Consider the following 23,416-nt stretch of genomic DNA (forward strand, 5'->3'; position numbering starts at 1 on the left):
GAGCTTGCCGTGGGGAAACCGGTTTTTCTCTTTTTTTCTTTCCCAGACCCCCCCCCCCCGCTGGTTGAGAAGGGGTGCTGGTGCGCCGCCCCCCTTTTCCCCCCCCCCCCCGGGCCCGGCTCGAAAGCCGGACTACTTCGAGTAAAGCTCGACGATCAGCTGTTCCTGAACCGGAACGTCGATCTGCGCACGCTCCGGCAGCTGGTGGACCAGCACGCGGAGGTTGGACTGGACGACCTGCAGCCACGCCGGGATCGGGCGCTCGCCGAAGGACTCCTTCGCCACGACGAAGGGCAGCATCGCGAACGACTTCGGCCGCACGTCGATGATGTCCCACTTCGAGACCTGGAAGGACGGGACGTTGACCTTGACGCCGTTGACCAGGAAGTGGCCGTGGCTCACCAGCTGACGCGCCTGACGGCGGGTGCGGGCGATGCCGGCGCGGTAGATCACGTTGTCCAGGCGGGACTCGAGGATCTGCAGCAGGTTCTCACCGGTCTTACCCGGACGCCGGACGGCTTCCTTGTAGTACCGGACGAACTGACGCTCGAGAACGCCGTAGGTGTAGCGAGCCTTCTGCTTCTCCTGCGACTGCAGGAGGTACTCGGACTCCTTGATGCGCCCGCGGCCGTGCTGGCCCGGCGGGTAGGGGCGACGCTCGAAAGCCTGGTCGCCGCCGATGAGGTCAACCTTGAGGCGACGCGAAATACGCGTCGCGGGGCCGGTGTAACGAGCCATTTCTTCTTACTCCTCCCCGTTCCTCAGACCCGGCGCCGCTTGGGCGGGCGGCAGCCGTTGTGAGGCTGCGGGGTCACGTCCTGGATGGTGCCGACCTCGAGGCCGGCCGCCTGCAGCGAGCGGATCGCCGTCTCGCGGCCCGAACCCGGGCCCTTCACGAAGACGTCGACCTTCTTCATGCCGTGCTCGGCGGCCTTGCGGGCAGCGTTCTCGGCGGCCATCTGCGCGGCGAACGGGGTGGACTTACGCGAGCCCTTGAAGCCCACGTGACCACTCGACGCCCACGCGATCACGGCACCGGTCGGGTCCGTGATCGAGACGATGGTGTTGTTGAAGGTGCTCTTGATGTGCGCGTGACCGTGCGCGACATTCTTCTTTTCCTTGCGGCGGACCTTCTTGGCCCCGGCCGCAGTACGAGACTTCGGTGGCATGTTCTGAGGGTTCTCCTGTTAGCGCGCGTTCTCTTGGTGAGCGGCGACCGCTTCGGCCTGGCCGCGCCGGATGATCGAACCGGCGTCGGTGTACAGGTTGCGGAGCGCCATCGGGCGGGCGTAGAGCGCCTTGGGCGAGACACAAGCCGAGCCGCGGCGCTGGGCGCCGCCCATCTGCACGACCTTCTTGCCCTGGACGCTCACTTCTTGCCAGCCTTCTTCTTGCCGGCGACCGTCTTCTTCGGACCCTTGCGGGTACGGGCGTTGGTCTTCGTGCGCTGACCGCGGACGGGCAGTCCGCGACGCCAGCGAAGGCCCTCGTAGCACCCGATCTCGATCTTCCGACGGATGTCGGCGTTCACCTCGCGGCGAAGGTCACCCTCGACCTTGAAGTTCTCTTCGATGTACGTACGCAGCTTCGCGAGGTCGTCATCGCTGAGGTCTTTGACGCGGGTGTCCGCGTTGAGCTCGGCAGCCTTGATGAGCTGCTTCGAGCGGGTACGGCCGATGCCGTAGATGTACGTAAGCGCGATCTCCAACCGCTTTTCGCGGGGGAGGTCTACGCCAGCGAGTCGTGCCATTGGCGCTGATGCTCCTTCGTAGGTTTCCTCTTCAGGTCTGCTCCCCGTCCGGTTCCGGGACCGACTCGCCTGTCGTGCCCTCGGCTTGCGCTTCGGGTGTCCCGGCCCCGGCCTGAAGTCCGGGGGTGAACCGGGCCACTCGCGTGGCCCGGCAGGTGCGGGGAGGGTGTGTAGCCGTCAATCCACTCTGGTCGAGTGCGAGTGATCAGCCCTGCCGCTGCTTGTGCCGCAGGTTCTCGCAGATCACCATGATCCGGCCGTGACGGCGGATCACCTTGCACTTGTCGCAGATCTTCTTGACGCTCGGCTGGACCTTCACGTCTTCTGCTCTCCTGCTTCCGAACTGCTCGTGATCACTTGTAGCGGTAGACGATGCGACCACGAGAGAGGTCGTAGGGCGAAAGCTCCACGACGACCCTGTCCTCCGGCAGGATGCGGATGTAGTGCTGCCGCATCTTGCCGCTGATGTGTGCCAGGACCTTGTGACCGTTCTCCAACTCGACGCGGAACATCGCGTTGGGGAGCGGCTCGACTACGCGGCCTTCGACCTCGATGGCCCCGTCTTTCTTCGCCATGTCCTCCGCATTTCCTTTGTCGGCATTGCCTGTCGCCACACCTGATCAACTCGAGCGCAGTGCTGGGTTGGGCGTTGCGTGGCACACTGGTGCCCGAGTCCCATGATCGTGAATTCACGAGCGCGCAGGATCCGGGCGCGATAAGTGCGCCGACTTGACAGTGTACGCAACCCGTGTCGCGACCCCCAAACCGGGGGTAACCATGCTAGGAGAACCTGCAGGTGGACGTGACCGCGATCACCACGGAAGGGTGAATGCGCAGGTCAGGCGTCTTCCGGAGCGGTGAGCACCCAGGGACCGTCTTCGGTGATGGCGACGGTGTGCTCCCAGTGGGCCGCGCGGGAGCCGTCGGCCGTGACGACCGTCCAGCCGTCGTCCAGCTCGCGGGTCTCCCCGCCGCCGCCGGTCAGCATCGGCTCGATCGCCAGCGCCATGCCGGGCTTCAGCCGCGGGCCCTTGCCGGGCTTGCCGATGTTCGGCAGGAACGGGTCCATGTGCATCTGGCGCCCGATGCCGTGGCCGCCGTACTCGACGATCATCCCGTACTCGACGCCGTCGTCCCGGCCCGCGCGCTCGGCGGCGGACTGGACGGCGTAGGAGATGTCGGTGAGCCGGCCGCCGGCGCTGACCGCCTCGATGCCGGCCCACATCGCCGCCTCGGTCGCCGCGGAGAGCGCCAGGTCGGTGCCCGAGACGTCGCCGATGGCCAGCGTGACGGCGGAGTCGCCGTGCCAGCCCTCGAGGATCGCCCCGCAGTCGACGGAGATGATGTCGCCGTCGGCGAGCACCTGGGTCTTCGCCGGGATGCCGTGCACGATCTGCTCGTTCACCGACGCGCAGATCGACGCCGGGAAGCCGTGGTAACCCTTGAACGACGGCACCGCGCCGGCGTCCCGGATGGTCTGCTCGGCCAGCTCGTCGAGCTCGGCGGTGCTGACCCCCGGCTTCGCGATGGCGCGGACCGCCGCCAGCGTGCGGGCCACGACGAGCCCGGCGGCGCGCATGGCCTCCAGCTCACCCGGGGTCTTGACCTCGATCATGCGCCCACGGCGGAGCACTTGCAGAACACGCAACCCTCCGAGATTCACGTGCGGTCGCGCAGCGCTTTCAGCACCCGGCCGGAGATCTCTTCGACACTGCCGACCCCGTCGACGGTCACCAGGATGTCGGCGTAGTACTCGAGCAGCGGCGCGGTGTCCGACACGTAGATCTGCTGACGGCGGCGGATGACCTCTTCGGTGTCGTCCGCGCGGCCGCGCGACATGAGCCGCCCGACCACGACGTCCTCCGGCACCTGCAGCTGGATCACGGCGTCGAGCGCGAGGTCCGACTCGCCGAGGATCTCGCCGAGGACCTCGGCCTGCTTGGTGTTGCGGGGGAAGCCGTCGAGCAGGAAGCCGACCTTCGCGTCCGGCTCGGCGAGCCGCTCGCGGACCATCTCGTTCGTCACCGAGTCGGGCACGAGCTCGCCCGAGTCCAGGTAGCGCTTGGCCTCCTGGCCGAGCGGGGTCTCCTGGCCGACGTGGGCGCGGAAGAGGTCGCCGGTCGAGATGTGCGGGATCCGCAACTGCTCGGACAGCGCCACCGCCTGCGTACCTTTGCCCGCGCCGGGCGGACCCACGAGAACCAGCCGCGTCACTTCAAGAACCCTTCGTAGTTGCGCTGCATCAGCTGGCTTTCGATCTGCTTCACGGTGTCGAGCCCGACACCGACCATGATCAGCACAGCCGTGCCACCGAACGGGAAGTTCTGGTTGTTCCCGCTACCGGTCACCGACAGGAAGAAGTTCGGGAGGATCGCGATGATGCCCAGGTACAGCGAGCCCGGCAGGGTGATCCGGCCGAGCACGAAGCTCAGGTACTCCGCGGTCGGGCGGCCCGGGCGGATGCCCGGGATGAACCCGCCGAACTTCTTCATCTCGTCGGCACGCTCGTCCACGTTGAACGTGATCGTGATGTAGAAGTACGTGAAGAAGATGATCAGCGCGAAGTACAGCGCGATGTGCACCCAGCTGGACTGGTTCACGACGTAGTTCTTGATGAAGACCTGCCAGCCGGAGTTGGCGTTCTGGTCGCCGACGAGGCGGCTGATCAGGTCCGGCAGGTACAGCAGGGAAGACGCGAAGATGACCGGGATGACGCCGGCCTGGTTCACCTTGATCGGCAGGTAGGTCGACGTGCCGCCGTACATCCGGCGGCCGATCATGCGCTTGGCGTACTGCACCGGGATCCGGCGCTGCCCCTGTTCGACGAAGATGACGCTGGCGATGATCACCAGGCCGAACACGCAGACGATCGTCAGGCCGAGGCCACCGGCGTTGCTGAGGATGTTGCCGCCCTCGACCGGGATGCGCGCCGCGATGTTCAGGAAGATCAGGACGGACATGCCGTTGCCGACGCCGCGCTCGGTGATCAGCTCGCCCAGCCACATCATGACGGCGGTGCCCGCGGTCATGGTGATGACGATGATCGCCAGCGAGTAGACGCTGTTGTCCGGGATGATCGGCGAGTCGCAGTCCGGGAAGAGCTGCTTGCGGTCCGCGAGCGCGACCACACCGGTGGCCTGCAGGATCGCCAACGCGACCGTCAGGTACCGGGTGTACTGGGTCAGCTTGCCCTGGCCGGACTGGCCTTCCTTCTTCAGCTCCTCGAACCGCGGGATGACCACGGTCAGCAGCTGGATGATGATGCTCGCCGTGATGTACGGCATGATGCCGGTCGAGAAGAGCGACAGCTGGAGCAGCGCACCACCGCTGAACAGGTTCAGCAGCTGGTAGACGCCCTCCTGCTGCGCCTGGGAGCTACATGCCTGGACGGCACCGTACGAGATCCCGGGGGCCGGAATGGTCGCACCGATTCGGTAAACCGCGACGATGGCTAGCGTGAACAGGATCTTCTTGCGTAGATCCGGCGTCGCGAGAGCCGAGCGGAAGGCGCTGAGCACGCGGGGGACCTCCTCGGCGTCGTCGGCTGTCCTAACCGACGATCGGCTTGGCCGGCACGGGGGCCGGCAGGAACACACAGCACTACTGGCAGGCAAGCCAGGAACGCTTCGGGGCACACTCGTCCCGAAGCGTGTCGCCGACTCTAACAGCTTCACAGGGCGTGTCCGCAGTCCGTGTGCGTTTTCCGTACCAAGGTTGCTCCGGCGGGTTGATCCACATCGGCGGGACGGCCGTAACCCTTGACACATTCCCCTGTGGGGGGACCGAATCCGGGGCTCAGGACCACTTCGCGGCGGGGTCGGCGGCGGGCCGTGCGCACGGGTTCGGCTCTTCCGGTGAAGCCTGCCGCAGCGAGAGTCGTGACCTGCGGTGATGCCCGGTTCGGTGCGGCCGGGTTCCCGGCAGGCTTTCGCGCCTCCCGGAGGCGGACCACCGCGGGCCGGAGCAGGCGGTTTTTGATGATCGTCCGCACGGTCGCGGCCGCGGCAGGGTTGTCGCGGCGGCCGTGATCAACAGTGTGCGAGCGACGGGGCCTCGGCGAACACCGTGCGTCATGTCCGCGCTGGTTGTTCGCCCCTGGCGTAAGGCGCCGCTAGCGCTGGTCGTCGTCCTCCGGTTCGGGCGGCAGGACCGTGATGGCGACGCCGGAGGGCGGGGTCGGGGTGTCGGCGTAGGCGAGCTCGGGGTCGTCCCAGCCGTCGTCGGTGGTGTGCCGCCAGAGGGGCAGGTAGGCGACGACCGCCGCGGCGGCGGCCAGCACGGTCGCGAGGATCAGCAGCCACATGCCGGCCGCGGTGACGATGTCCGGGGCTTCGTCTTCGAAGATGGCGGTCCATTCGAACCGGCTCATCCCGACGGTGAGGACCACGCCGGCGGTGAAGACGGCCCCGAGGGCGACCAGCGGCCGGCCACGCCGAGGGCGCGAGAAGGCGGTGAAAGCGGCGACGGCCAGCACGACGATCGCGATGATCAGCGGAACCCCGAGGGGCGCGCCCACTCGCTCGGCAGCCTCCTGCCCGGAGACCTCGATGCGGCTGCCCCAGACGTCCTGCGTGAGCGTGAGCTGGGTTTCGAAGGAGCGGCTGCGCGAGCCGACCTGCTGCTGGACCCGGAAGAGCGGCAGGAAGAGCCCCCAGAGGGTCAGGAGGGCGGCGAGGGTGGTCAGGACGGCTGGGAGGAGGCGGAGGAAGCCGGGAGGGGCTTCGGGGGCTTCTTCTGCCTGGACGGCTTGAGCGGCCGGTGGGGGTGGTTGTGCGGGCAGGCCGGGCAGCTGGGCGACCGGGAAGGGCGCGGGCATCGGCGCTGGTCCGGAAGGCTGTGGCGGACCGGCCGGGAAGTACAGCGGCTCCCCCGGCGGCGGTGTGTCGGCGGACTGCGCGGCATCGGCGGGGAAGGCCGGTGGCTCGGGTGCCGGAGGGCGCGGGGCTTCGACCGGGAAGCTGAGCGGGGACGCCTGCGGCCCCGAGGGGCCTGCGGCCTCGACCGGAAAGCTCAGCGGAGACGCCGACGGCTCCGAAGGACTTGCCGCCTCGACCGGGAAGCTGAGCGGGGACGCCTGCGACGCCGAAGGGCCCGCAGCCTCGACCGGGAAGCTGAGCGGAGACACCTGCGGCTCCGAAGGACTTGCCGCCTCGACCGGGAAGCTGAGCGGAGACGCCGCGGCGGGATCCCCGATCCCCGCCTGCTGCGCCTCGACCGTGAAGGCGAGCGGCGCCCCCTCGCCAGGCCGCGAGACATCAGCCGCGAAGGCCGACGGCGGCACATCCGCAGGCCGAGAACCATCAGCCGGCCGCGACCCATCAGCCGGGAAGCCCAACGGCTCCGGCACCGAAGCCCTCGAAGCCTCGACCGGGAACTGCAACGGCTCCCCCGCCGGAACGCTCGGCACTGCTCCCGCTCCCGGCTCCACGCCCTCGGGCCGCGGGGCCTCCACCGGGAAGCTCAGCGGGGATTCGGCTTCGGCCGGCCGGTCCGGCGGGTCCTGCGACGATCTGTCCACCTGATGATCCTCCGTCCGGATCATCCGCACGGCAAGGAACCTGTCCGGTCCCGGCACCCGGAAAACGCCGAAGGCCCGCCTGGCGGCTGCCAGACGGGCCTTCGGACCGAGCTTCGCTCAGTTGGTGGTGGCGGAGCCACCGGCCGCTTCGAGCTTCTCCTTGGCGGAGCCGGAGAAGCCGTCGGCGGTCACGTCGAGCTTGATGCCGTCGACGTCACCGTTGCCGAGCACCTTGACGAGCTTGCCCTTGCGGACGAGACCGGCCGCGACGAGCTCCTCGGCGCCGACCTTGCCGCCCTTCGGGAAGAGGCGGGCGATGTCGCCCACGTTCACCGGCTGGTACTCGGTGCGGAAGCGGTTCTTGAAGCCGCGAAGCTTCGGGAGCCGCATGTGGATGGGCATCTGCCCACCCTCGAACCCGGCCGGCACGTTCTTCCGGGCCTTGGTGCCCTTCGTACCGCGACCGGCCGTCTTGCCCTTCGAGCCCTCACCACGGCCGACGCGGATCTTGTCGGTCTTGGCGCCCGGGGCCGGGCGCAGGTGGTGGATCTTGATGGCCGTCATGCCTGGACCTCCTCGACCTCCACCAGGTGGCGGACGGTGTGGATCAGGCCGCGCACCTGGGGGGTGTCTTCACGCACGACGCTCTGGCGGATCTTGCGCAGCCCGAGGGTGCGCAGCGACTCGCGGTGAGCGTGCTTCGTGCCGATCTTGCTCTTGACCTGGGTGACCTTGAGCTGAGTCATGTCAGACCCCCTGGCCCGCGCGCTGGCGCAGCATCCGGGCCGGAGCGACGTCCTCGAGCGGGAGACCGCGGCGGGCCGCGACCTCTTCGGGACGCTGCAGACCCTTCAGGGCCGCCACGGTCGCGTGCACGATGTTGATCGCGTTGTCGGAGCCGAGCGACTTCGACAGCACGTCGTGGACGCCCGCGCACTCCAGCACCGCGCGCACCGGGCCACCGGCGATGACGCCGGTACCGGCGGACGCCGGACGGAGCAGCACGACACCGGCGGCCTCCTCACCCTGGATCGGGTGGGGGATGGTGCCGCCGACGCGGGGAACCTTGAAGAAGTTCTTCTTGGCTTCCTCGACGCCCTTGGCGATGGCCGCGGGAACTTCCTTGGCCTTGCCGTAGCCGACGCCGACCTGACCGTCACCGTCACCGACGACGACGAGGGCGGTGAAGCTGAAGCGACGACCACCCTTGACGACCTTGGCGACGCGGTTGATCGTCACGACCTTCTCGAGGTGCGGGGTCTTGTCCTGGCCGGCCCCGCCACGGCCGCTGTCGCGCCGGTCCCGGCCGCCACCGCGGCGTTCATTGCGGTCGTTGCCGCCCTGCCCGCCGGGTCCGCCCTGTCCGCCGCCGAATTGCCGTGTACGTCCCGGCATCAGGCATTCCTTCCGTTAACAAGCTTCTGCATCGTCAGAACTCCAACCCCGCCTCACGGGCGGCGTCGGCGAGTGCCGCGATGCGGCCGTGGTAGGCGTTGCCGCCACGGTCGAACACCACAGCCGAGATCCCGGCGTTCTTGGCACGCTCGGCGACGAGGGCCCCGACCTTGGCGGCCTTGGCCTTCTTGTCGCCTTCGAACGTCCGGAGGTCCGCCTCGAGGGTGGACGCCGACACCAGCGTGTGGCCGGCCAGGTCGTCGATGACCTGCACGGCGATGTGCCGCGAGGACCGCTTGACGACCAGGCGCGGACGCTGCTCGGTGCCGGAGACCTTCTTGCGGAGCCGGAAGTGCCGACGGGCCTTCGCGACGCGGCGGCGGGTCGAGATGTCCTTGCCCACCGGCTTGCGCTTCGTAGTCGTGTCGCTCATGATCACTTACCCGTCTTTCCGACCTTGCGGCGGATCTTCTCACCCTCGTAGCGCAGGCCCTTGCCCTTGTAGGGGTCCGGGCGCCGCAGCTTGCGGATGACGGCCGAGATCTGGCCGACCTTCTGCTTGTCGATGCCGGAGACCGAGAACCGGGTCGGGGTCTCCACCTTGAAGGTGATGCCTTCCGGGGCCTCGATCTTCACCGGGTGCGAGTAACCGAGGGCGAACTCGAGGTCCGAGCCCTTGGCCTGCACGCGGTAACCGACACCGTGGATCTCGAGCTTCTTCTCGTAGCCGGCGGTGACGCCCACCACGAGGTTGTTCACGAGCGTGCGGGTGAGGCCGTGCATGGCCTTGCTGTAGCGCTCGTCGTCCGGGCGCTTGACCAGCAGGGTGCCGTCCTCGTCGCGCTCGACCGTGATCGGCTCGGCGATGGTGTGTTCCAGGGTCCCCTTGGGGCCCTTGACGCTGATGTGCTGACCGTTGATGGTCACCTCGACCCCGGAGGGGACGGCGACCGGCAGCTTTCCGATGCGTGACATGTCTGTGCCCCCTTCCTTACCAGACGTAGGCGAGGACTTCGCCGCCCACGCTGTTGCGCTTGGCCTGACGGTCCGTCTGCAGCCCCGAAGACGTCGAGATGATCGCGACGCCGAGGCCACCGAGAACGGACGGCAGTTCGGTCGATTTTGCGTAGACCCGCAGACCGGGCTTGGAGACGCGCCGGAGGCCGGCGATGCTCCGCTCGCGGTTGGGGCCGTACTTGAGCTCGACGATCAGGTTCTTGTGCTTCTCGCCCGGCTCGTCGCGGTAGCTCGCGATGTAACCCTCGCGCTTGAGGATCTCCGCGATGTTCGCCTTGAGCTTCGAGTGGGGAAGCACGACCTCGTCGTGGTACGCCGAGTTCGCGTTACGCAGACGGGTCAAGAAGTCTGCGATGGGGTCGGTCATCGTCATGGTGACCTGTCAACCTTTCTCGCCCTGGTTCCCCGCCCCCGGAGGGGCGGGGCCTGTGGCGAACTGGAGTTATAGAAAAACGCTCTTACCAGCTGGACTTGCGGACGCCGGGCAGCTCGCCCGCGTGCGCCATCTCGCGAAGGCAGATCCGGCAGAGCCCGAACTTGCGGAACACGGCGTGCGGACGGCCGCACCGCTGGCAGCGGGTGTAGGCGCGCACGGCGAACTTCGGCTTCTTCGCGGCCTTGTGGACCAGGGCTTTCTTGGCCATCGGCTCAGTTCTCCTTGAACGGGAAGCCGAGCTTGCGCAGCAGCGCCCGGCCCTCGTCGTCGGTCGTGGCGGTCGTGACGACGGTGACGTCCATGCCGCGCGGGCGGTCGATGGAGTCGGGGTCGATCTCGTGGAACATCGACTGCTCGTTGAGACCGAACGTGTAGTTGCCGTGGCCGTCGAACTGCTTGGGCGAAAGCCCGCGGAAGTCGCGGATACGCGGCAGCGCGATGGTCAGCAGCCGGTCGAGGAACTCCCACATCCGGTCGCCGCGCAGCGTGACGCGCGCGCCGATCGGCTGACCCTCGCGCAGCTTGAACTGCGCGATGGACTTGCGGGCCTTCCGGACCTCGGGCTTCTGGCCGGTGATCAGGGAGAGGTCCTTGACCGCACCCTCGATCAGCTTGCTGTCACGGGCGGCGTCACCGACACCCATGTTCACGACGACCTTCACGACGCCCGGGATCTGGTGGACGTTGGCGAAGGAGAACTCCGCCTGCAGCTGGCCCTTGATCTCGTCGCGGTAGCGCACCTTGAGGCGCGGCGCGACCTTCTCTGCGGTGGTCATCAGATGTCCTTACCGTTCCGGCGCGAGATCCGGACCTTCTTGCCGTCCTCGCCGATGCGGTAACCCACCCGGGACGGCTTGCCGTCCGAGTCGACGACCATCACGTTCGAGACGTGGATGGGCGCCTCCTGCGTGACGATGCCACCGGACTGCGCGCCGCGCTGGGTCTGGGTGATCCGCGTGTGCTTCTTGATCCGGTTCACGCCTTCGACCAGCACGCGGTCGCGCTCGGGGTAAGCCTGGATGACCTTGCCCTTGGCGCCCTTGTCCTTGCCGGCGATGACGACGACCGTGTCGCCCTTCTTCACCTTCATCACAGCACCTCCGGCGCGAGCGAAATGATCTTCATGAACTTTCGGTCGCGCAGCTCGCGGCCCACCGGGCCGAAGATGCGGGTGCCCCGGGGCTCGTTGTCGTTCTTGATGAGCACGGCGGCGTTCTCGTCGAACCGGATGTAGGAACCGTCCGGACGACGACGCTCCTTGACCGTGCGGACGATGACGGCCTTGACGACGTCGCCCTTCTTCACCCCGGCAGCCGGGATGGCGTCCTTCACGGTGGCGACGATGATGTCGCCGATACCGGCGTAGCGCCGCCCGGAACCACCGAGAACCCGGATGCAGAGGATTTCCTTCGCACCCGTGTTGTCGGCTACCCGAAGCCGCGACTCCTGCTGGATCACGTCAACTCCTGTATGTCGCGCCGGTTCTCGCCCCGACGAGCGAGCCTTGCGGAACTAAGAACTCTCTGAAAGAGCCCTGCTTACTTGGCCTTCTCCACGATCTGCACCAGGCGCCACCGCTTCGTTGCCGACAGCGGGCGGGTCTCCATCAGGGTGACCCGGTCGCCCACGCCCGCCTCGTTGTTCTCGTCGTGCACCTTGACCTTGGTGGTGCTGCGGAGAACCTTCGAGTAACGGGGGTGCTTCTTGCGGTCCTCGAGCTCGACCACGATCGTCTTGTTCATCTTGTCCGAGACCACGTAGCCCTCGCGGACCTTGCGGTCGTTCCGGGCCGGCGTCTCGGTGGTGGGCTCGCTCATGCGGCACCTTCACTCTCGGCGTCGGGGGCAACGGACAGGCCGAGTTCGCGCTCGCGCATGACCGTGTAGATCCGCGCGATGTCCGTGCGGACGGTGCGCAGACGGCGGTTGTTGTCGAGCTGCCCGGTCGCCATCTGGAAGCGGAGGTTGAAGAGCTCCTCCTTGTATTCCTTCAGACGCAGGACGAGCTCTTCCGCGGTGAGCTCACGCAGCTCCGATGCCAGGGCACCAGCGTTCGCCATCAGAACTCACCACCTTCACGGGTCACGATGCGGCACTTCATGGGCAGCTTGTGGATCGCGCGGCGGAGCGCCTCGCGGGCGGTCTCCTCGTTCGGGAACGAGATCTCGAACATCACGCGGCCCGGCTTCACGTTGGCGATCCACCACTCGGGCGAACCCTTACCGGAACCCATGCGGGTCTCGGCCGGCTTCTTCGTCAGCGGGCGGTCCGGGTAGATGGTCGTCCACACCTTGCCGCCACGCTTGATGTGACGCGTCATGGCGATACGAGCGGACTCGATCTGCCGGTTCGTCACGTAGCTGTGCTCAAGCGCCTGGATGCCGTACTCGCCGAAGCTGACCTTCGTGCCACCCTTGGCGGCGCCGTGGCGCTTCGGGGAGTGCTGCTTCCGGTGCTTGACCCTGCGCGGGATGAGCACGTCTCAGCCCTCCGTCTTTTCTGCGGTCTCGGTGGCCGGGGCCGCCTCGGTCGTGGCGGCAGCGGCGGCGCGACCGGCTTCGGTCGAGGTGGCGGTCGTGCCCGAGGCGCCGGAACGACGCGGACGGGACGGCCGGTCACTGCGCTCGCGACGCGGCGCGCGCTCGGCGGCGTCACGCGCTTCGCGGGCCTTCAGGCCACCGACGAGCTCACCCTTGTAGATCCACACCTTGACGCCGATGCGACCGAACGTCGTCTTGGCCTCGAAGAAGCCGTAGTCGATGTCGGCGCGCAGCGTGTGCAGCGGGACCCGGCCGTCGCGGTAGTGCTCGGAGCGGGACATCTCGGCGCCGCCGAGACGACCGCCGCACTGCACGCGGATGCCCTTGACCTGCGGCGAACGCATGGAGGTCTGGATCGCCTTCCGCATCGCGCGGCGGAACGCCACGCGGTTGGAAAGCTGCTCCGCGACCGCCTGGGCGACCAGCTGGGCGTCGGCCTCGGGGTTCTTGACCTCGAGGATGTTCAGCTGGACCTGCTTCTTGGTCAGCTTCTCCAGCGCGCCGCGGATCCGGTCGGCCTCCGCGCCGCGGCGGCCGATGACGATGCCCGGCCGGGCGGTGTGGATGTCGACGCGGACGCGGTCACGGGTGCGCTCGATCTCGACCTTGGAGATGCCGGCGCGCTCCATGCCGGTGGAGAGCAGCTTGCGGATCTTGACATCCTCGGCCACGTACTCCGCGTACTGCTTGTCGGCGTACCAGCGCGACTTCCAGTCCGTGGTGATACCCAGGCGGAAACCGTGCGGGTTGATCTTCTGGCCCACTACCGGCCACCTGCCTTCTTCTTGCTCTGAGCCTTCTGCGCTACGGCCGGACGCGACTCCACCTCGACGGTGATGTGGCTGGTCCGCTTGCGGATCCGGTACGCGCGGCCCTGGGCCCGCGGCCGGATGCGCTTGAGGGTCGGGCCCTCGTCCGCGTACGCGTTCTTGACCCAGAGCGTCTCCGGGTCCAGCTGAAGGTTGTTCTCGGCGTTGGCCACGGCGCTGGCGAGCACCTTCGCGACCGGCTCGCTGGCCGCCTGCGGGGCGAACCGGAGCACGGCCAAGGCGTCGGCGGCGCTACGTCCCTTGATGAGCTCGATCACCCGGCGCACCTTGGTCGGCGAGTCCCGGACGAAGCGAGCCCGCGCGTACGCCGTAGGCAGTTCAGCCTCGGTCGTCACGTCGTTCTGGGCGTTCATCGCTACTTCCTGTCTGGTTTCGTGCCCGCTCAGCGGCGGCGCGACTTGCGGTCGTCCTTGATGTGACCCTTGAAGGTCCGCGTCGGGGCGAACTCGCCCAGCTTGTGACCCACCATGGCCTCGGTGACGAACACCGGGACGTGCTTGCGGCCGTCGTGCACGGCGATCGTGTGACCCAGGAAGTCCGGGATGATCGTCGAGCGGCGCGACCAGGTCTTGATCACGGTCTTCTTGCCCGATTCGTTCAGCGCGTCCACCTTCTTGAGCAGGTGGTCGTCCACGAACGGGCCCTTCTTGAGGCTACGTGGCATGTTGTTCTACCTCCCTGCTCAGCGCTTGTTCTTGCCGGTACGCCGGCGGCGGACGATGAGGGCGTCGCTCGGCTTGCGCCGGCGCGTACGACCTTCGGGCTTGCCGTTCGGGTTGACGGGGTGACGACCACCGGACGTCTTGCCCTCGCCACCACCGTGCGGGTGGTCGACCGGGTTCATGACGACACCACGGACCGTGGGGCGCTTGCCGCGCCAGCGGTTGCGGCCGGCCTTGCCCCAGTTGATGTTGGCGTGCTCGGAGTTGCCGACCTCGCCGACCGTGGCGCGGTTGCGCACGTCCACGTTGCGGATCTCACCCGAGGGGAGACGCAGCTGGGCGTACGGACCGTCCTTGGCGACGAGCTGCACCTTCGCGCCGGCCGACCGCGCCATCTTCGCGCCGCCACCGGGGCGGAGCTCGATCGCGTGGATCACGGTGCCGACGGGGATGTTGCGCAGCGGCAGGTTGTTGCCCGGCTTGATGTCGGCCCGGGGGCCGTTCTCGACGGTGTCGCCCTGCTTCAGCTTCTCCGGCGCGATGATGTAGCGCTTCTCGCCGTCGGCGTAGTGCAGCAGCGCGATGCGAGCGGACCGGTTGGGGTCGTACTCGATGTGCGCGACCTTGGCGGGAACGCCGTCCTTGTCGTTGCGACGGAAGTCGATGACGCGGTAAGCGCGCTTGTGGCCGCCACCCTTGTGCCGGGTGGTGATCTTGCCGGACGAGTTGCGCCCGCCCGAACCGCTCAGCGGACGAAGCAGCGACTTCTCCGGAGTGGAGCGGGTGATCTCGGCGAAGTCCGAGACGCTCGAACCGCGACGACCCGGGGTCGTCGGCTTGTACTTGCGGATGCCCATTGTCAGCTCAGTCCTTTACGCGGTGGGTCCGCCGAAGATCTCGATCGCCTTGCTCTCGGGCGAAAGAGTCACGATGGCGCGCTTGGTGTCCTTGCGCTTGCCGAAGCCCGCGCGAGTCCGCTTCCGCTTGCCCTGGCGGTTGGCCGTGTTGACGCTGACCACCTTGACGCCGAACACCTTCTCGACCGCGATCTTGATCTGGGTCTTGTTGGCGTCCGGGCGGACGATGAACGTGTACTTGTGGTCCTCGAGCAGCCCGTAGGACTTCTCGGAGATGACCGGCGCGAGCAGGATGTCGCGGGGGTCCGGAATGGCGACCGAACTCACTTCTCGTCACTCCCTTCCGTGACCTCGCCCGACCGCGCGGAGGCCTTGACGGCCTTGCCACGGACGGGGCCGGCGACAAACACGTCGTACGCGGCCTTGGTGAACACGACGTCGTCGTTGACCAGCACGTCGTAGGTGTTGAGCTGGTCGGCCCAGAGGATGTGCACCTCGGGCAGGTTCCGCAGGGAAACCCAGCTCAGCTCGTCGTCCCGGTGCAGCACCACGAGCACGCGCTTCGCCTGCGTCACCGCGGCGAGAACGGTCTTGGCGGCCTTGGTGGACGGCTTCTCACCGGTCACCAGCTCGGTGACGATGTGCAGCTGGCCGGCGCGGGCCCGGTCGGAGAGGGCGCCACGCAGGGCGGCAGCCTTCATCTTCTTCGGGGTGCGCTGGGTGTAGTCGCGCGGCGTGGGGCCGTGCACGACGCCACCGCCGGCGAACTGCGGCGCGCGGGTCGAACCCTGGCGGGCACGGCCGGTGCCCTTCTGGCGGTACGGCTTCTTGCCGCCACCGCGAACCTCACCACGGGTCTTCGTGTCGTGCGTGCCCTGGCGCGCGGCGGCCAGCTGGCCGATCACGACCTGGTGCATGAGCGCGACATTGGCCTGCACGTCGAAGATCTCCTCGGGGAGGTCCACGGTGCCGTCGGCTTTACCGGCCGGGGTCTTCAGCTCGACGTTCGTCATTCGGAGTTACCACCCTTCGCGGCGCTGCGCACGAACAGCAGGCCGCCCTTGGGACCGGGCACAGCGCCCTTGATCAGCAGCAGGCCGTCTTCGGCACGCACCGCGTGCACGGTCAGGTTCTGCGTGGTGACCCGGTCGTTGCCCATCCGGCCCGCCATGCGCAGGCCCTTGAAGACGCGGCCGGGGGTGGCGCAGCCACCGATGGAGCCCGGCTTGCGGTGCACGGCCTGGGCACCGTGGCTCGCGCCCTGGCCCTTGAAGCCGTGGCGCTTCATGACACCGGCGTAGCCCTTGCCCTTGCTGGTACCGGTCACGTCGACCTCGACGCCGGCGGCGAACACCTCGGCGGTGATCTCCTGGCCGACCTCGTAGGTCTCGGCGTCGGTGGTACGCAGCTCCGCGAGGAAGCGCCGCGGGGTCACGCCCGCCTTGTCGTAGTGCCCGGTGCGCGGCTTGTTCACCTTGCGCGGGTCGACCGCGCCGAACGCCAGCTGCACGGCCACGTAGCCGTCCTTCTCCTGCGTCCGAACCTGGGTGACCACGTTCGGACCGGCCTTCACGACGGTGACCGGGACAACCCGGTTCTGCTCGTCGAAGACCTGGGTCATGCCGAGCTTGGTGCCCAGGATGCCCTTCATCTGCCTGTCAGACATGAGTCTCTTATCTCCGCCGCTCGCCAGCCGCTGCTACTGAATGTTGACGTCGACGCTCGCCGGCAGGTCGATGCGCATGAGCGCGTCGACCGTCTTCGGCGTCGGGTCGAGGATGTCGATCAGACGCTTGTGCGTGCGCATCTCGAAGTGCTCGCGCGAGTCCTTGTACTTGTGCGGCGAGCGGATGACGCAGTAAACGTTCTTCTCGGTGGGCAGCGGCACCGGCCCGACGACCCGGGCGCCGGTGCGCGTGACCGTTTCCACGATCTTGCGCGCCGAGGTGTCGATCGCCTCGTGGTCGTAGGCCTTGAGCCGGATGCGGATCTTCTGTCCCGCCATGGTGGCTGCTCGTTCCTTGTCGTCTCGTGCCGCTATCTCACAAACCCCGCCGCGGTGTCTCCACTTTGGCCTGGGTTTCCGCAGTTCAACGGCCCTGTCCCCGGTCCACGCGGTCGGGCGTGTCGCGCCCGACGCACAGACGGATCCCGCGGGATCGTCGTCTTGCCTGGTCTTCCTCAACGTGAGGAGGCTATGAGCCGGCTGCGCTTTTGCAAGAACACCGTCTCACCGCCTTTGCCCGCTCGCCTACCCGAAGGAAGAGGCTCGGCGGACCGTGGCCACTCATACCGAGGCGGCCGGACCCTTGAAGGGTCGGCCGCCCCAGGACGAGCAACCTGAATAGTGTCGCACACGTGATTTGACGCCCCTGACCCGGGGGTGTATTACCCCCGGGCGGGGCGCCGAATCACTTGATGATCTTGGTGACCTGACCCGCACCGACGGTGCGGCCACCCTCGCGGATGGCGAAGCGCAGGTTCACGTCCATCGCGACCGGCTGGATCAGCGCGACCGAGATGTCGGTGTTGTCGCCCGGCATGACCATCTCGGTGCCCTCGGGGAGGGTCACGACGCCGGTCACGTCGGTGGTGCGGAAGTAGAACTGCGGGCGGTAGTTGTTGAAGAACGGGGTGTGACGGCCACCCTCGTCCTTCGACAGGATGTAGACCCGGCCCTCGAAGTCGGTGTGCGGGGTGGTGGTGCCCGGCTTCACGACGACCTGACCGCGCTCGACGTCCTCGCGCTTGATACCGCGGACGAGGAGGCCGACGTTGTCGCCCGCCTGGCCCTGGTCCAGCAGCTTGCGGAACATCTCGACACCGGTGACGGTGGTCTTGGTCGACTTGTCCTTGATGCCGACGATCTCGACCTCTTCGTTCACGTTGACCACGCCACGCTCGACGCGGCCGGTGACGACCGTGCCGCGACCGGTGATCGTGAAGACGTCCTCGATCGGCATGAGGAACGGCTTGTCGAGCTCGCGCACCGGGTCCGGCACGTTGTCGTCGACAGCGGTCATCAGCTCGAGAACGGCCTCGGCCCACTTCTCGTCGCCCTCGAGCGCCTTGAGGCCCGAAACGCGCACGACCGGGGCGTCGTCGCCCGGGAACTCCTGCGAGGACAGCAGCTCGCGGACCTCCAGCTCGACGAGCTCGAGGATCTCCTCGTCGTCGACCATGTCGGCCTTGTTCAGCGCGACCACGATGTAGGGCACGCCGACCTGGCGGGCCAGCAGCACGTGCTCACGGGTCTGCGGCATCGGGCCGTCGGTGGCGGCCACGACCAGGATCGCGCCGTCCATCTGGGCGGCACCGGTGATCATGTTCTTGATGTAGTCCGCGTGACCCGGGGCGTCGACGTGCGCGTAGTGACGCTTCTCGGTCTGGTACTCGACGTGCGAGATGTTGATCGTGATGCCGCGCTGCTTCTCTTCGGGCGCGTTGTCGATCTGGTCGAACGCACGCGACTCGTTCAGCTCGGGGTACTTGTCGTGCAGAACCTTGGTGATCGCCGCGGTCAGAGTGGTCTTACCGTGGTCGACGTGACCGATGGTCCCGATGTTGACGTGCGGCTTGCTCCGCTCGAACTTCGCCTTCGCCACTGGAATGTCCTCCTGGACTGATTTCGCTTTGTGCTCGGGGGCCGGCGTGGCTGCCGACCCCCGAATGTTCCTTACGTCGGTGCTAGCGGACGTTCAGGAGAGTCCCTTAATGCCCGCGAGCGCTGGGGAATTACTCCCCCGTCGCCTTCGCGATGATTTCCTTCGCGACGTTCGCGGGAACCTCGGCGTAGGAGTCGAACACCATGGAGTAGTTCGCCCGGCCCTGCGTGCGGGACCGGAGGTCGCCGACGTAACCGAACATCTCCGACAGCGGGACCAGCGCCTTCACGACACGGGTACCCGACCGCTCCTCCATGGCCTGGATCTGACCACGGCGGGAGTTGAGGTCACCGATGACATCGCCCATGTAGTCCTCGGGCGTGGTCACCTCGACCGCCATCATCGGCTCCAGGATCACCGGGCCGGCCTTCTTCGCGGCTTCCTTCATCGCCATGGAACCGGCGATCTTGAACGCCATCTCCGAAGAGTCGACCTCGTGGTACGCACCGTCCAACAGGGTGAACTTCAACCCGACGAGCGGGTAGCCGGCCAGGACGCCGTACTGCATCGCGTCCTGCGCGCCCGCGTCCACCGACGGGATGTACTCCCGCGGCACGCGACCACCGGTCACCTTGTTGTCGAACTCGTAGAGCGCGCCGTCGGTGCGCTCGAGCGGCTCCAGCTTCACGATGACCTTCGCGAACTGGCCGGAACCACCGGTCTGCTTCTTGTGGACGTAGTCCAGCTTGTCGACCGTCTTCTTGATCGTCTCGCGGTAGGCGACCTGCGGCTTGCCGATGTTCGCCTCGACCTTGTAGTCGGACTTCATCCGGTTCACCAGCACCTCGAGGTGCAGCTCGCCCATGCCCGCGATGATCGTCTGGCCGGTGTCCTCGTCCAGCTTGACCTGGAACGTCGGGTCCTCTTCGGCCAGCTTCTGGATCGCCAGGGACAGCTTCTCCTGGTCGGCCTTCGTCTTCGGCTCGATCGCGACCCGGATGACCGGCTCGGGGAACGTCATCGACTCCAGCACGATCGGGTTCTGCGGGTCCGCCAGGGTGTCACCCGTGGTGGTGTCCTTCAGCCCGATGACCGCGTAGATGTGGCCGACCTGGGCGTCGTCGACCGGGTTCTCCTTGTTGGAGTGCATCTGGAAGATCTTCCCGATGCGCTCCTTGCGCTCCTTGGTCGCGTTGATGACCTGAGCGCCGGCGGCGACCTTGCCCGAGTACACCCGGATGTAGGTCAGCTTGCCGAAGAACGGGTGCGCGGCGATCTTGAACGCGAGCGCGGCGAACGGCTCGTCGACCGAGGCCGACCGGGTCGCCGGGGTTTCGCCGTCGGTCAGCGTGCCCTCGACCGCCGGCATGTCCAGCGGCGACGGCAGGTAGTCGATGACCGCGTCGAGCATGGGCTGGACGCCCTTGTTCTTGAACGCGGAACCGGCCAGCACCGGGAAGACGTCCCGCGTGATGGTGAGCTTGCGGATGCCGGACTTGATCTCGGCCTCCGTCAGCTCCTCACCCTCGAGGAACTTCTCCATCAGCGCGTCGTCGGCCTCGGCGACGGTCTCGACGAGCTTCTCGCGGTACTCCGCGGCCAGCTCGGCCAGCTCGGCCGGGATCTCCTCGACGGAGTAGTCCTCGCCCTTCTGGACCTCGCCGCGCCAGGTCAGCGCCTTCATGCGGACCAGGTCGACAACGCCTTCGAAGTCGTTCTCGGCGCCGATCGGCAGCTGGATGACCAGCGGGCGGACGCCGAGGCGCTCCACGATGGTCTTCACGGTGTAGTAGAAGTCCGCGCCCAGCTTGTCCATCTTGTTGACGAAGCAGATGCGTGGGACGTCGTACTTGTCCGCCTGCCGCCAGACCTGCTCGGACTGCGGCTCGACGCCCTCCTTGCCGTCGAAGACGGCGACCGCACCGTCGAGCACCCGCAGGTTGCGCTCCACCTCGACGGTGAAGTCGACGTGCCCGGGGGTGTCGATGATGTTGATCTGGTGGTCGTCCCAGAAGGTGGTGGTCGCAGCCGAGGTGATGGTGATACCCCGCTTCTGCTCCTCCTCCATCCAGTCCATCGTGGCGGCGCCGTCGTGGACTTCACCGATCTTGTAGTTGACCCCGGTGTAGAACAGGATCCGCTCGGTGGTGGTGGTCTTGCCGGCGTCGATGTGGGCCATGATGCCGATGTTGCGGACCTTGTTCAGGTCGGTCAGCACTTCACGTGCCACGAGAGTGTTCCCCTGTTCTCAAGCTTGGGGCCCGGCATGGCTTGGTCGACAGCCGGGCGATGATCACCAGCGGTAGTGTGCGAAGGCCCGGTTGGACTCGGCCATCTTGTGCGTGTCCTCACGGCGCTTGACGCTCGCGCCGAGACCGTTCGAAGCGTCGAGGAGCTCGTTCTGCAGGCGCTCGATCATCGTCTTCTCGCGGCGAGCCTGCGAGAAGGAGACCAGCCAGCGCAGCGCCAGGGTGGTGGAGCGGCCCGGCTTGACCTCGATCGGCACCTGGTAGGTGGCGCCACCGACGCGGCGGCTCTTCACCTCGATGGTGGGCTTCACGTTGTCGAGGGCGCGCTTCAGCGTGACGACCGGGTCGGTGCCCGTCTTCTCGCGAGCGCCTTCGAGCGCGCCGTAGACGATGCGCTCGGCGAGGGACCGCTTCCCGTCTTTCAGCACCTTGTTCACCAGCTGGGTGACCAGCGGGGAGGCGTAGACGGGGTCGGAGATCAGCGGCCGCTTCGGGGCCGGACCCTTGCGGGGCATTAGCTCTTCTCCTTCTTCGCGCCGTACCGGCTGCGCGCCTGCTTGCGGTTCTTGACACCCTGCGTGTCGAGGGAACCGCGGATGATCTTGTAACGGACACCCGGAAGGTCCTTCACACGACCACCGCGCACGAGCACCATCGAGTGCTCCTGCAGGTTGTGGCCCTCACCGGGGATGTAGGCGGTGACCTCGATGCCGCTGGTCAGCTTCACACGCGCGACCTTGCGCAGCGCCGAGTTCGGCTTCTTGGGGGTCGTGGTGTACACGCGAGTGCACACGCCACGCCGCTGCGGGCTCCCCTTGAGGGCCGCGGTCTTCTGCTTGGCAGCCTTGTCCTGGCGGCCCTTGCGGACCAGCTGCTGGATCGTGGGCAATGGACCAGCTTCCTGTCGTGATCTGCTTCTTCGTGTCTTCACCGGCCCCCGCGGTCGGGCGTGTCGGCCCGCGTCACGGTCTGACGACCGGTAACTTCCCGGAGGGATTTTCCGTCGGAACCCCGACCTGCCGAAGCCGGTGACCGGGTGCCTGAGCACCCCGCCCATGCCGCACGGCACGCGGAGCGGCCCGACGCCTGCCGGGCACGGTCTCCAAAGATACCCGCCGGGGTTCGGGACGAACGCGGCGGGGGGTCCGAAGAGCGGCGAACCTCCAGCGTACCCCTGAACGCCGCCCCCGCGCGGGACATTCCACCGGGCGGCGGACAACCGGACGGGCACGACCGGAGACCGGTCGCCTCCTCTTCAACACAGCGCCGCCGTCCGTCATTCCCGCGGCGGACCAGGCCGGTCCGCGCACCCGGGCGGGCACGCGAGCCGGCCCCGTGAATCAGTCCTCGTCGGGCTTCGCGTGGTCCGGCTTGCCCGGGTTCGGGTCGCGCGAGAGGTCGATCAGCGGGTGCACCGCGGCTCCCTCGGGCGCAGCGTGGCTGCCGGTCGACTTCGGTTCTTCGTCGGGCCGCTCGGCCCCTTCGCTGCTGCTCATCACGCACTCCTAGCGCTCTTCCCCGTGCTTCCCCTTGCGGCCGCAACCTACCCATTACCCGGTCGGGTGACGCAGTGGGATCGGATCGTCCGTTCCGTGCGTCACACTGTCGCCGAGGGGTCACGATGGGTGGGCCACGCACCGGGCGAACGGAGGGGAACAGGGCATGTCGGCCGAGTTCGAGCAGCTGGTGACCGAGTACGAGCGGTTCCAGGCGAGCGTGCGGAACGTCGACGACCGGTTCGCCGGCCTCGGCGCGATGCGGCAGCAGCTGACCGAGCTCCAGGCGAGAGTCTCCTCACCGGACGGCGGCGTGACGGTCGTCACCGGGCCCGGCGGGGCGGTCCTGGACGTCAAGTTCACCGACGCCGCGCTCGCCAAGGGCGCGCAGGCGCTGTCCGCGACCGTGCTGGCGACGCTGCGGGAAGCCGTCGGCGAGGCGGCCCGGCGGCAGGCGGTGATCGTCCAGGAGGCCATGGGCGACGACCTCGGCCTGGTCGACCAGGTCCTGGAGACCCAGGCCGCGGCGTTCGGAACCACCGTCGAGGAAATGCGGTCGAAGCTCGCGGAGGAAACCCCGAAGCCGCCCGCCCCGCCCGAGGACTTCTCGGAACAGCGGGTGCTGCGCCAGGCGGACGCCCCGGCCCCGCCGCCGGCGCCGCCCGCCAGCGCGGGTGACAGCTTCCTCCGCAACCTGTTCGACGAGGAGGACTGATGCCCGACGGAGCCGGCGGTTACCAGGTCGAGGTGGACGCGCTGCACAAGTACGTCGGCGACCTGGGCAAGTACCAGGACCAGGGCGCCAAGATCACCGAGAAGGTGGGCCAGTCCGACGTCGGCGACAAGTCGTGGGGCGTCGTCGGCATCTTCACCAAGGGCGGCTACGACGACACCCTGCGCGAGCTGCGGGAGCTGCTCGGGTCGCTCGCGGACGGGCTGACCTCGGCGCAGGCGAAGCTCACCGACGCGGCGAACGTCTACCAAGGCGTCGAAGACGACCACAAGACCTTCTTCGGCCAGATCGAGGTCCTCCTCGACGGCCCCGGCAAGAACCAGCACTGA

Annotated in this window: 38 protein-coding genes; 2 read left to right on the forward strand and 36 right to left on the reverse strand. The window is 67.7% G+C overall.

Annotated features, from left to right (window positions below):
- Positions 1 to 132: 132 nt before the first annotated feature.
- The 36 genes from rpsD to ACZ63J_RS12150 all read right to left on the reverse strand — a co-directional run bounded on the left by rpsD (position 133) and on the right by ACZ63J_RS12150 (position 22,354).
- Complete coding sequence (rpsD, locus tag ACZ63J_RS11975; RefSeq protein ID WP_285970653.1) at positions 133 to 738, reverse strand: 30S ribosomal protein S4; 606 nt, start codon at positions 736 to 738, stop codon at positions 133 to 135.
- 23 nt (positions 739 to 761) lie between these two features.
- Positions 762 to 1,169, reverse strand: coding sequence for a 30S ribosomal protein S11 (gene rpsK / locus ACZ63J_RS11980; RefSeq protein WP_004558885.1), 408 nt, complete (start codon positions 1,167 to 1,169; stop codon positions 762 to 764).
- 18 nt (positions 1,170 to 1,187) lie between these two features.
- Positions 1,188 to 1,373 carry a hypothetical protein gene (locus ACZ63J_RS11985; protein ID WP_020643221.1) on the reverse strand — a complete coding sequence of 62 codons (186 nt, stop codon included), beginning with the start codon at positions 1,371 to 1,373 and terminating at the stop codon, positions 1,188 to 1,190.
- Complete coding sequence (gene rpsM, locus ACZ63J_RS11990; RefSeq protein ID WP_004558883.1) at positions 1,370 to 1,750, reverse strand: 30S ribosomal protein S13; 381 nt, start codon at positions 1,748 to 1,750, stop codon at positions 1,370 to 1,372. Before rpsM ends, ACZ63J_RS11985 begins: the two co-directional genes overlap by 4 nt.
- A 205-nt stretch (positions 1,751 to 1,955) precedes the next feature.
- Complete coding sequence (gene rpmJ, locus ACZ63J_RS11995; protein WP_004558882.1) at positions 1,956 to 2,069, reverse strand: 50S ribosomal protein L36; 114 nt, start codon at positions 2,067 to 2,069, stop codon at positions 1,956 to 1,958.
- A gap of 34 nt (positions 2,070 to 2,103) precedes the next feature.
- Positions 2,104 to 2,325 (reverse strand): translation initiation factor IF-1, encoded by a 222-nt coding sequence (gene infA / locus ACZ63J_RS12000; protein WP_004558881.1) that lies wholly within the window; start codon positions 2,323 to 2,325, stop codon positions 2,104 to 2,106.
- Between the two features lie 263 nt (positions 2,326 to 2,588).
- The gene (gene map / locus ACZ63J_RS12005) at positions 2,589 to 3,365 is read right to left on the reverse strand and encodes a type I methionyl aminopeptidase (RefSeq protein WP_465403688.1); all 777 of its coding nucleotides are present in this window, start codon (positions 3,363 to 3,365) and stop codon (positions 2,589 to 2,591) included.
- Positions 3,366 to 3,409: 44 nt separating this feature from the next.
- Positions 3,410 to 3,964, reverse strand: a complete 555-nt coding sequence (locus ACZ63J_RS12010) for an adenylate kinase (RefSeq protein ID WP_465335945.1) — start codon at positions 3,962 to 3,964, stop codon at positions 3,410 to 3,412.
- Entirely contained in the window at positions 3,961 to 5,268 is a 1,308-nt protein-coding gene (gene secY / locus ACZ63J_RS12015; protein WP_465308685.1) for a preprotein translocase subunit SecY, read from the reverse strand. Before secY ends, ACZ63J_RS12010 begins: the two co-directional genes overlap by 4 nt.
- A gap of 593 nt (positions 5,269 to 5,861) precedes the next feature.
- Positions 5,862 to 6,566, reverse strand: a complete 705-nt coding sequence (locus tag ACZ63J_RS12020) for a hypothetical protein (RefSeq protein ID WP_465403686.1) — start codon at positions 6,564 to 6,566, stop codon at positions 5,862 to 5,864.
- A gap of 819 nt (positions 6,567 to 7,385) precedes the next feature.
- Complete coding sequence (gene rplO / locus ACZ63J_RS12025) at positions 7,386 to 7,832, reverse strand: 50S ribosomal protein L15 (protein WP_465308681.1); 447 nt, start codon at positions 7,830 to 7,832, stop codon at positions 7,386 to 7,388.
- Entirely contained in the window at positions 7,829 to 8,014 is a 186-nt protein-coding gene (gene rpmD, locus ACZ63J_RS12030; RefSeq protein ID WP_020643215.1) for a 50S ribosomal protein L30, read from the reverse strand. The genes rplO and rpmD overlap by 4 nt, the downstream gene beginning before the upstream one ends.
- Before the next feature lies 1 nt (position 8,015).
- Positions 8,016 to 8,663 (reverse strand): 30S ribosomal protein S5, encoded by a 648-nt coding sequence (rpsE, locus tag ACZ63J_RS12035; protein WP_465403684.1) that lies wholly within the window; start codon positions 8,661 to 8,663, stop codon positions 8,016 to 8,018.
- 34 nt (positions 8,664 to 8,697) lie between these two features.
- The gene (rplR, locus tag ACZ63J_RS12040; protein ID WP_465308677.1) at positions 8,698 to 9,096 is read right to left on the reverse strand and encodes a 50S ribosomal protein L18; all 399 of its coding nucleotides are present in this window, start codon (positions 9,094 to 9,096) and stop codon (positions 8,698 to 8,700) included.
- A 2-nt stretch (positions 9,097 to 9,098) separates the two neighbouring features.
- Positions 9,099 to 9,638, reverse strand: a complete 540-nt coding sequence (rplF, locus tag ACZ63J_RS12045; protein ID WP_465308675.1) for a 50S ribosomal protein L6 — start codon at positions 9,636 to 9,638, stop codon at positions 9,099 to 9,101.
- A gap of 16 nt (positions 9,639 to 9,654) precedes the next feature.
- On the reverse strand, positions 9,655 to 10,053 hold the full coding sequence (rpsH, locus tag ACZ63J_RS12050; RefSeq protein WP_155548873.1) for a 30S ribosomal protein S8: 399 nt from the start codon (positions 10,051 to 10,053) through the stop codon (positions 9,655 to 9,657).
- A gap of 85 nt (positions 10,054 to 10,138) precedes the next feature.
- Positions 10,139 to 10,324 carry a type Z 30S ribosomal protein S14 gene (locus ACZ63J_RS12055; protein WP_004558870.1) on the reverse strand — a complete coding sequence of 62 codons (186 nt, stop codon included), beginning with the start codon at positions 10,322 to 10,324 and terminating at the stop codon, positions 10,139 to 10,141.
- Positions 10,325 to 10,328: 4 nt separating this feature from the next.
- On the reverse strand, positions 10,329 to 10,892 hold the full coding sequence (gene rplE / locus ACZ63J_RS12060) for a 50S ribosomal protein L5 (protein ID WP_465308672.1): 564 nt from the start codon (positions 10,890 to 10,892) through the stop codon (positions 10,329 to 10,331).
- The gene (rplX, locus tag ACZ63J_RS12065) at positions 10,892 to 11,206 is read right to left on the reverse strand and encodes a 50S ribosomal protein L24 (protein WP_086675498.1); all 315 of its coding nucleotides are present in this window, start codon (positions 11,204 to 11,206) and stop codon (positions 10,892 to 10,894) included. Before rplX ends, rplE begins: the two co-directional genes overlap by 1 nt.
- Positions 11,206 to 11,574 (reverse strand): 50S ribosomal protein L14, encoded by a 369-nt coding sequence (gene rplN / locus ACZ63J_RS12070; RefSeq protein WP_004558867.1) that lies wholly within the window; start codon positions 11,572 to 11,574, stop codon positions 11,206 to 11,208. The genes rplX and rplN overlap by 1 nt, the downstream gene beginning before the upstream one ends.
- 80 nt (positions 11,575 to 11,654) lie before the next feature.
- On the reverse strand, positions 11,655 to 11,933 hold the full coding sequence (rpsQ, locus tag ACZ63J_RS12075) for a 30S ribosomal protein S17 (protein ID WP_086675499.1): 279 nt from the start codon (positions 11,931 to 11,933) through the stop codon (positions 11,655 to 11,657).
- On the reverse strand, positions 11,930 to 12,175 hold the full coding sequence (rpmC, locus tag ACZ63J_RS12080; protein ID WP_086675500.1) for a 50S ribosomal protein L29: 246 nt from the start codon (positions 12,173 to 12,175) through the stop codon (positions 11,930 to 11,932). Before rpmC ends, rpsQ begins: the two co-directional genes overlap by 4 nt.
- Positions 12,175 to 12,594: a 50S ribosomal protein L16 gene (rplP, locus tag ACZ63J_RS12085; protein WP_004558864.1), complete on the reverse strand. Its 420-nt coding sequence runs from the start codon at positions 12,592 to 12,594 to the stop codon at positions 12,175 to 12,177. Before rplP ends, rpmC begins: the two co-directional genes overlap by 1 nt.
- Positions 12,595 to 12,597: 3 nt before the next feature.
- Positions 12,598 to 13,419, reverse strand: coding sequence for a 30S ribosomal protein S3 (gene rpsC, locus ACZ63J_RS12090; protein ID WP_395920633.1), 822 nt, complete (start codon positions 13,417 to 13,419; stop codon positions 12,598 to 12,600).
- Complete coding sequence (rplV, locus tag ACZ63J_RS12095) at positions 13,419 to 13,838, reverse strand: 50S ribosomal protein L22 (protein ID WP_086675501.1); 420 nt, start codon at positions 13,836 to 13,838, stop codon at positions 13,419 to 13,421. The genes rpsC and rplV overlap by 1 nt, the downstream gene beginning before the upstream one ends.
- A 29-nt stretch (positions 13,839 to 13,867) precedes the next feature.
- The gene (rpsS, locus tag ACZ63J_RS12100) at positions 13,868 to 14,149 is read right to left on the reverse strand and encodes a 30S ribosomal protein S19 (RefSeq protein ID WP_003102083.1); all 282 of its coding nucleotides are present in this window, start codon (positions 14,147 to 14,149) and stop codon (positions 13,868 to 13,870) included.
- Between the two features lie 18 nt (positions 14,150 to 14,167).
- Positions 14,168 to 15,004 (reverse strand): 50S ribosomal protein L2, encoded by an 837-nt coding sequence (gene rplB, locus ACZ63J_RS12105; RefSeq protein ID WP_465308668.1) that lies wholly within the window; start codon positions 15,002 to 15,004, stop codon positions 14,168 to 14,170.
- Between the two features lie 15 nt (positions 15,005 to 15,019).
- Positions 15,020 to 15,331, reverse strand: a complete 312-nt coding sequence (rplW, locus tag ACZ63J_RS12110; RefSeq protein WP_003102087.1) for a 50S ribosomal protein L23 — start codon at positions 15,329 to 15,331, stop codon at positions 15,020 to 15,022.
- Positions 15,328 to 16,017, reverse strand: coding sequence for a 50S ribosomal protein L4 (rplD, locus tag ACZ63J_RS12115; protein WP_465308666.1), 690 nt, complete (start codon positions 16,015 to 16,017; stop codon positions 15,328 to 15,330). Before rplD ends, rplW begins: the two co-directional genes overlap by 4 nt.
- A complete protein-coding gene (gene rplC, locus ACZ63J_RS12120) occupies positions 16,014 to 16,670 on the reverse strand; it encodes a 50S ribosomal protein L3 (protein WP_465308664.1) in 657 nt (218 codons plus the stop codon). The genes rplD and rplC overlap by 4 nt, the downstream gene beginning before the upstream one ends.
- Before the next feature lie 33 nt (positions 16,671 to 16,703).
- Positions 16,704 to 17,009 carry a 30S ribosomal protein S10 gene (gene rpsJ / locus ACZ63J_RS12125; protein WP_003102098.1) on the reverse strand — a complete coding sequence of 102 codons (306 nt, stop codon included), beginning with the start codon at positions 17,007 to 17,009 and terminating at the stop codon, positions 16,704 to 16,706.
- 406 nt (positions 17,010 to 17,415) lie between these two features.
- Positions 17,416 to 18,609, reverse strand: a complete 1,194-nt coding sequence (tuf, locus tag ACZ63J_RS12130) for an elongation factor Tu (protein WP_285482326.1) — start codon at positions 18,607 to 18,609, stop codon at positions 17,416 to 17,418.
- A gap of 130 nt (positions 18,610 to 18,739) precedes the next feature.
- Positions 18,740 to 20,839 (reverse strand): elongation factor G, encoded by a 2,100-nt coding sequence (gene fusA / locus ACZ63J_RS12135; protein ID WP_465308660.1) that lies wholly within the window; start codon positions 20,837 to 20,839, stop codon positions 18,740 to 18,742.
- 63 nt (positions 20,840 to 20,902) lie between these two features.
- Positions 20,903 to 21,373 (reverse strand): 30S ribosomal protein S7, encoded by a 471-nt coding sequence (gene rpsG, locus ACZ63J_RS12140; RefSeq protein WP_003102106.1) that lies wholly within the window; start codon positions 21,371 to 21,373, stop codon positions 20,903 to 20,905.
- The gene (gene rpsL / locus ACZ63J_RS12145; protein ID WP_003102113.1) at positions 21,373 to 21,747 is read right to left on the reverse strand and encodes a 30S ribosomal protein S12; all 375 of its coding nucleotides are present in this window, start codon (positions 21,745 to 21,747) and stop codon (positions 21,373 to 21,375) included. The genes rpsG and rpsL overlap by 1 nt, the downstream gene beginning before the upstream one ends.
- Before the next feature lie 451 nt (positions 21,748 to 22,198).
- On the reverse strand, positions 22,199 to 22,354 hold the full coding sequence (locus ACZ63J_RS12150; RefSeq protein WP_465335949.1) for a hypothetical protein: 156 nt from the start codon (positions 22,352 to 22,354) through the stop codon (positions 22,199 to 22,201).
- Positions 22,355 to 22,520: 166 nt separating this feature from the next.
- On the opposite strand from ACZ63J_RS12150, the gene ACZ63J_RS12155 reads away from it, so the two are divergent.
- Together ACZ63J_RS12155 and ACZ63J_RS12160 are read left to right on the forward strand one after the other, a co-directional pair.
- Entirely contained in the window at positions 22,521 to 23,069 is a 549-nt protein-coding gene (locus ACZ63J_RS12155) for a YbaB/EbfC family nucleoid-associated protein (RefSeq protein ID WP_465403682.1), read from the forward strand.
- On the forward strand, positions 23,069 to 23,416 hold the full coding sequence (locus ACZ63J_RS12160) for a hypothetical protein (protein WP_465403680.1): 348 nt from the start codon (positions 23,069 to 23,071) through the stop codon (positions 23,414 to 23,416). The genes ACZ63J_RS12155 and ACZ63J_RS12160 overlap by 1 nt, the downstream gene beginning before the upstream one ends.

The sequence above is a fragment of the Amycolatopsis sp. NPDC104863 genome (assembly GCF_055582965.1).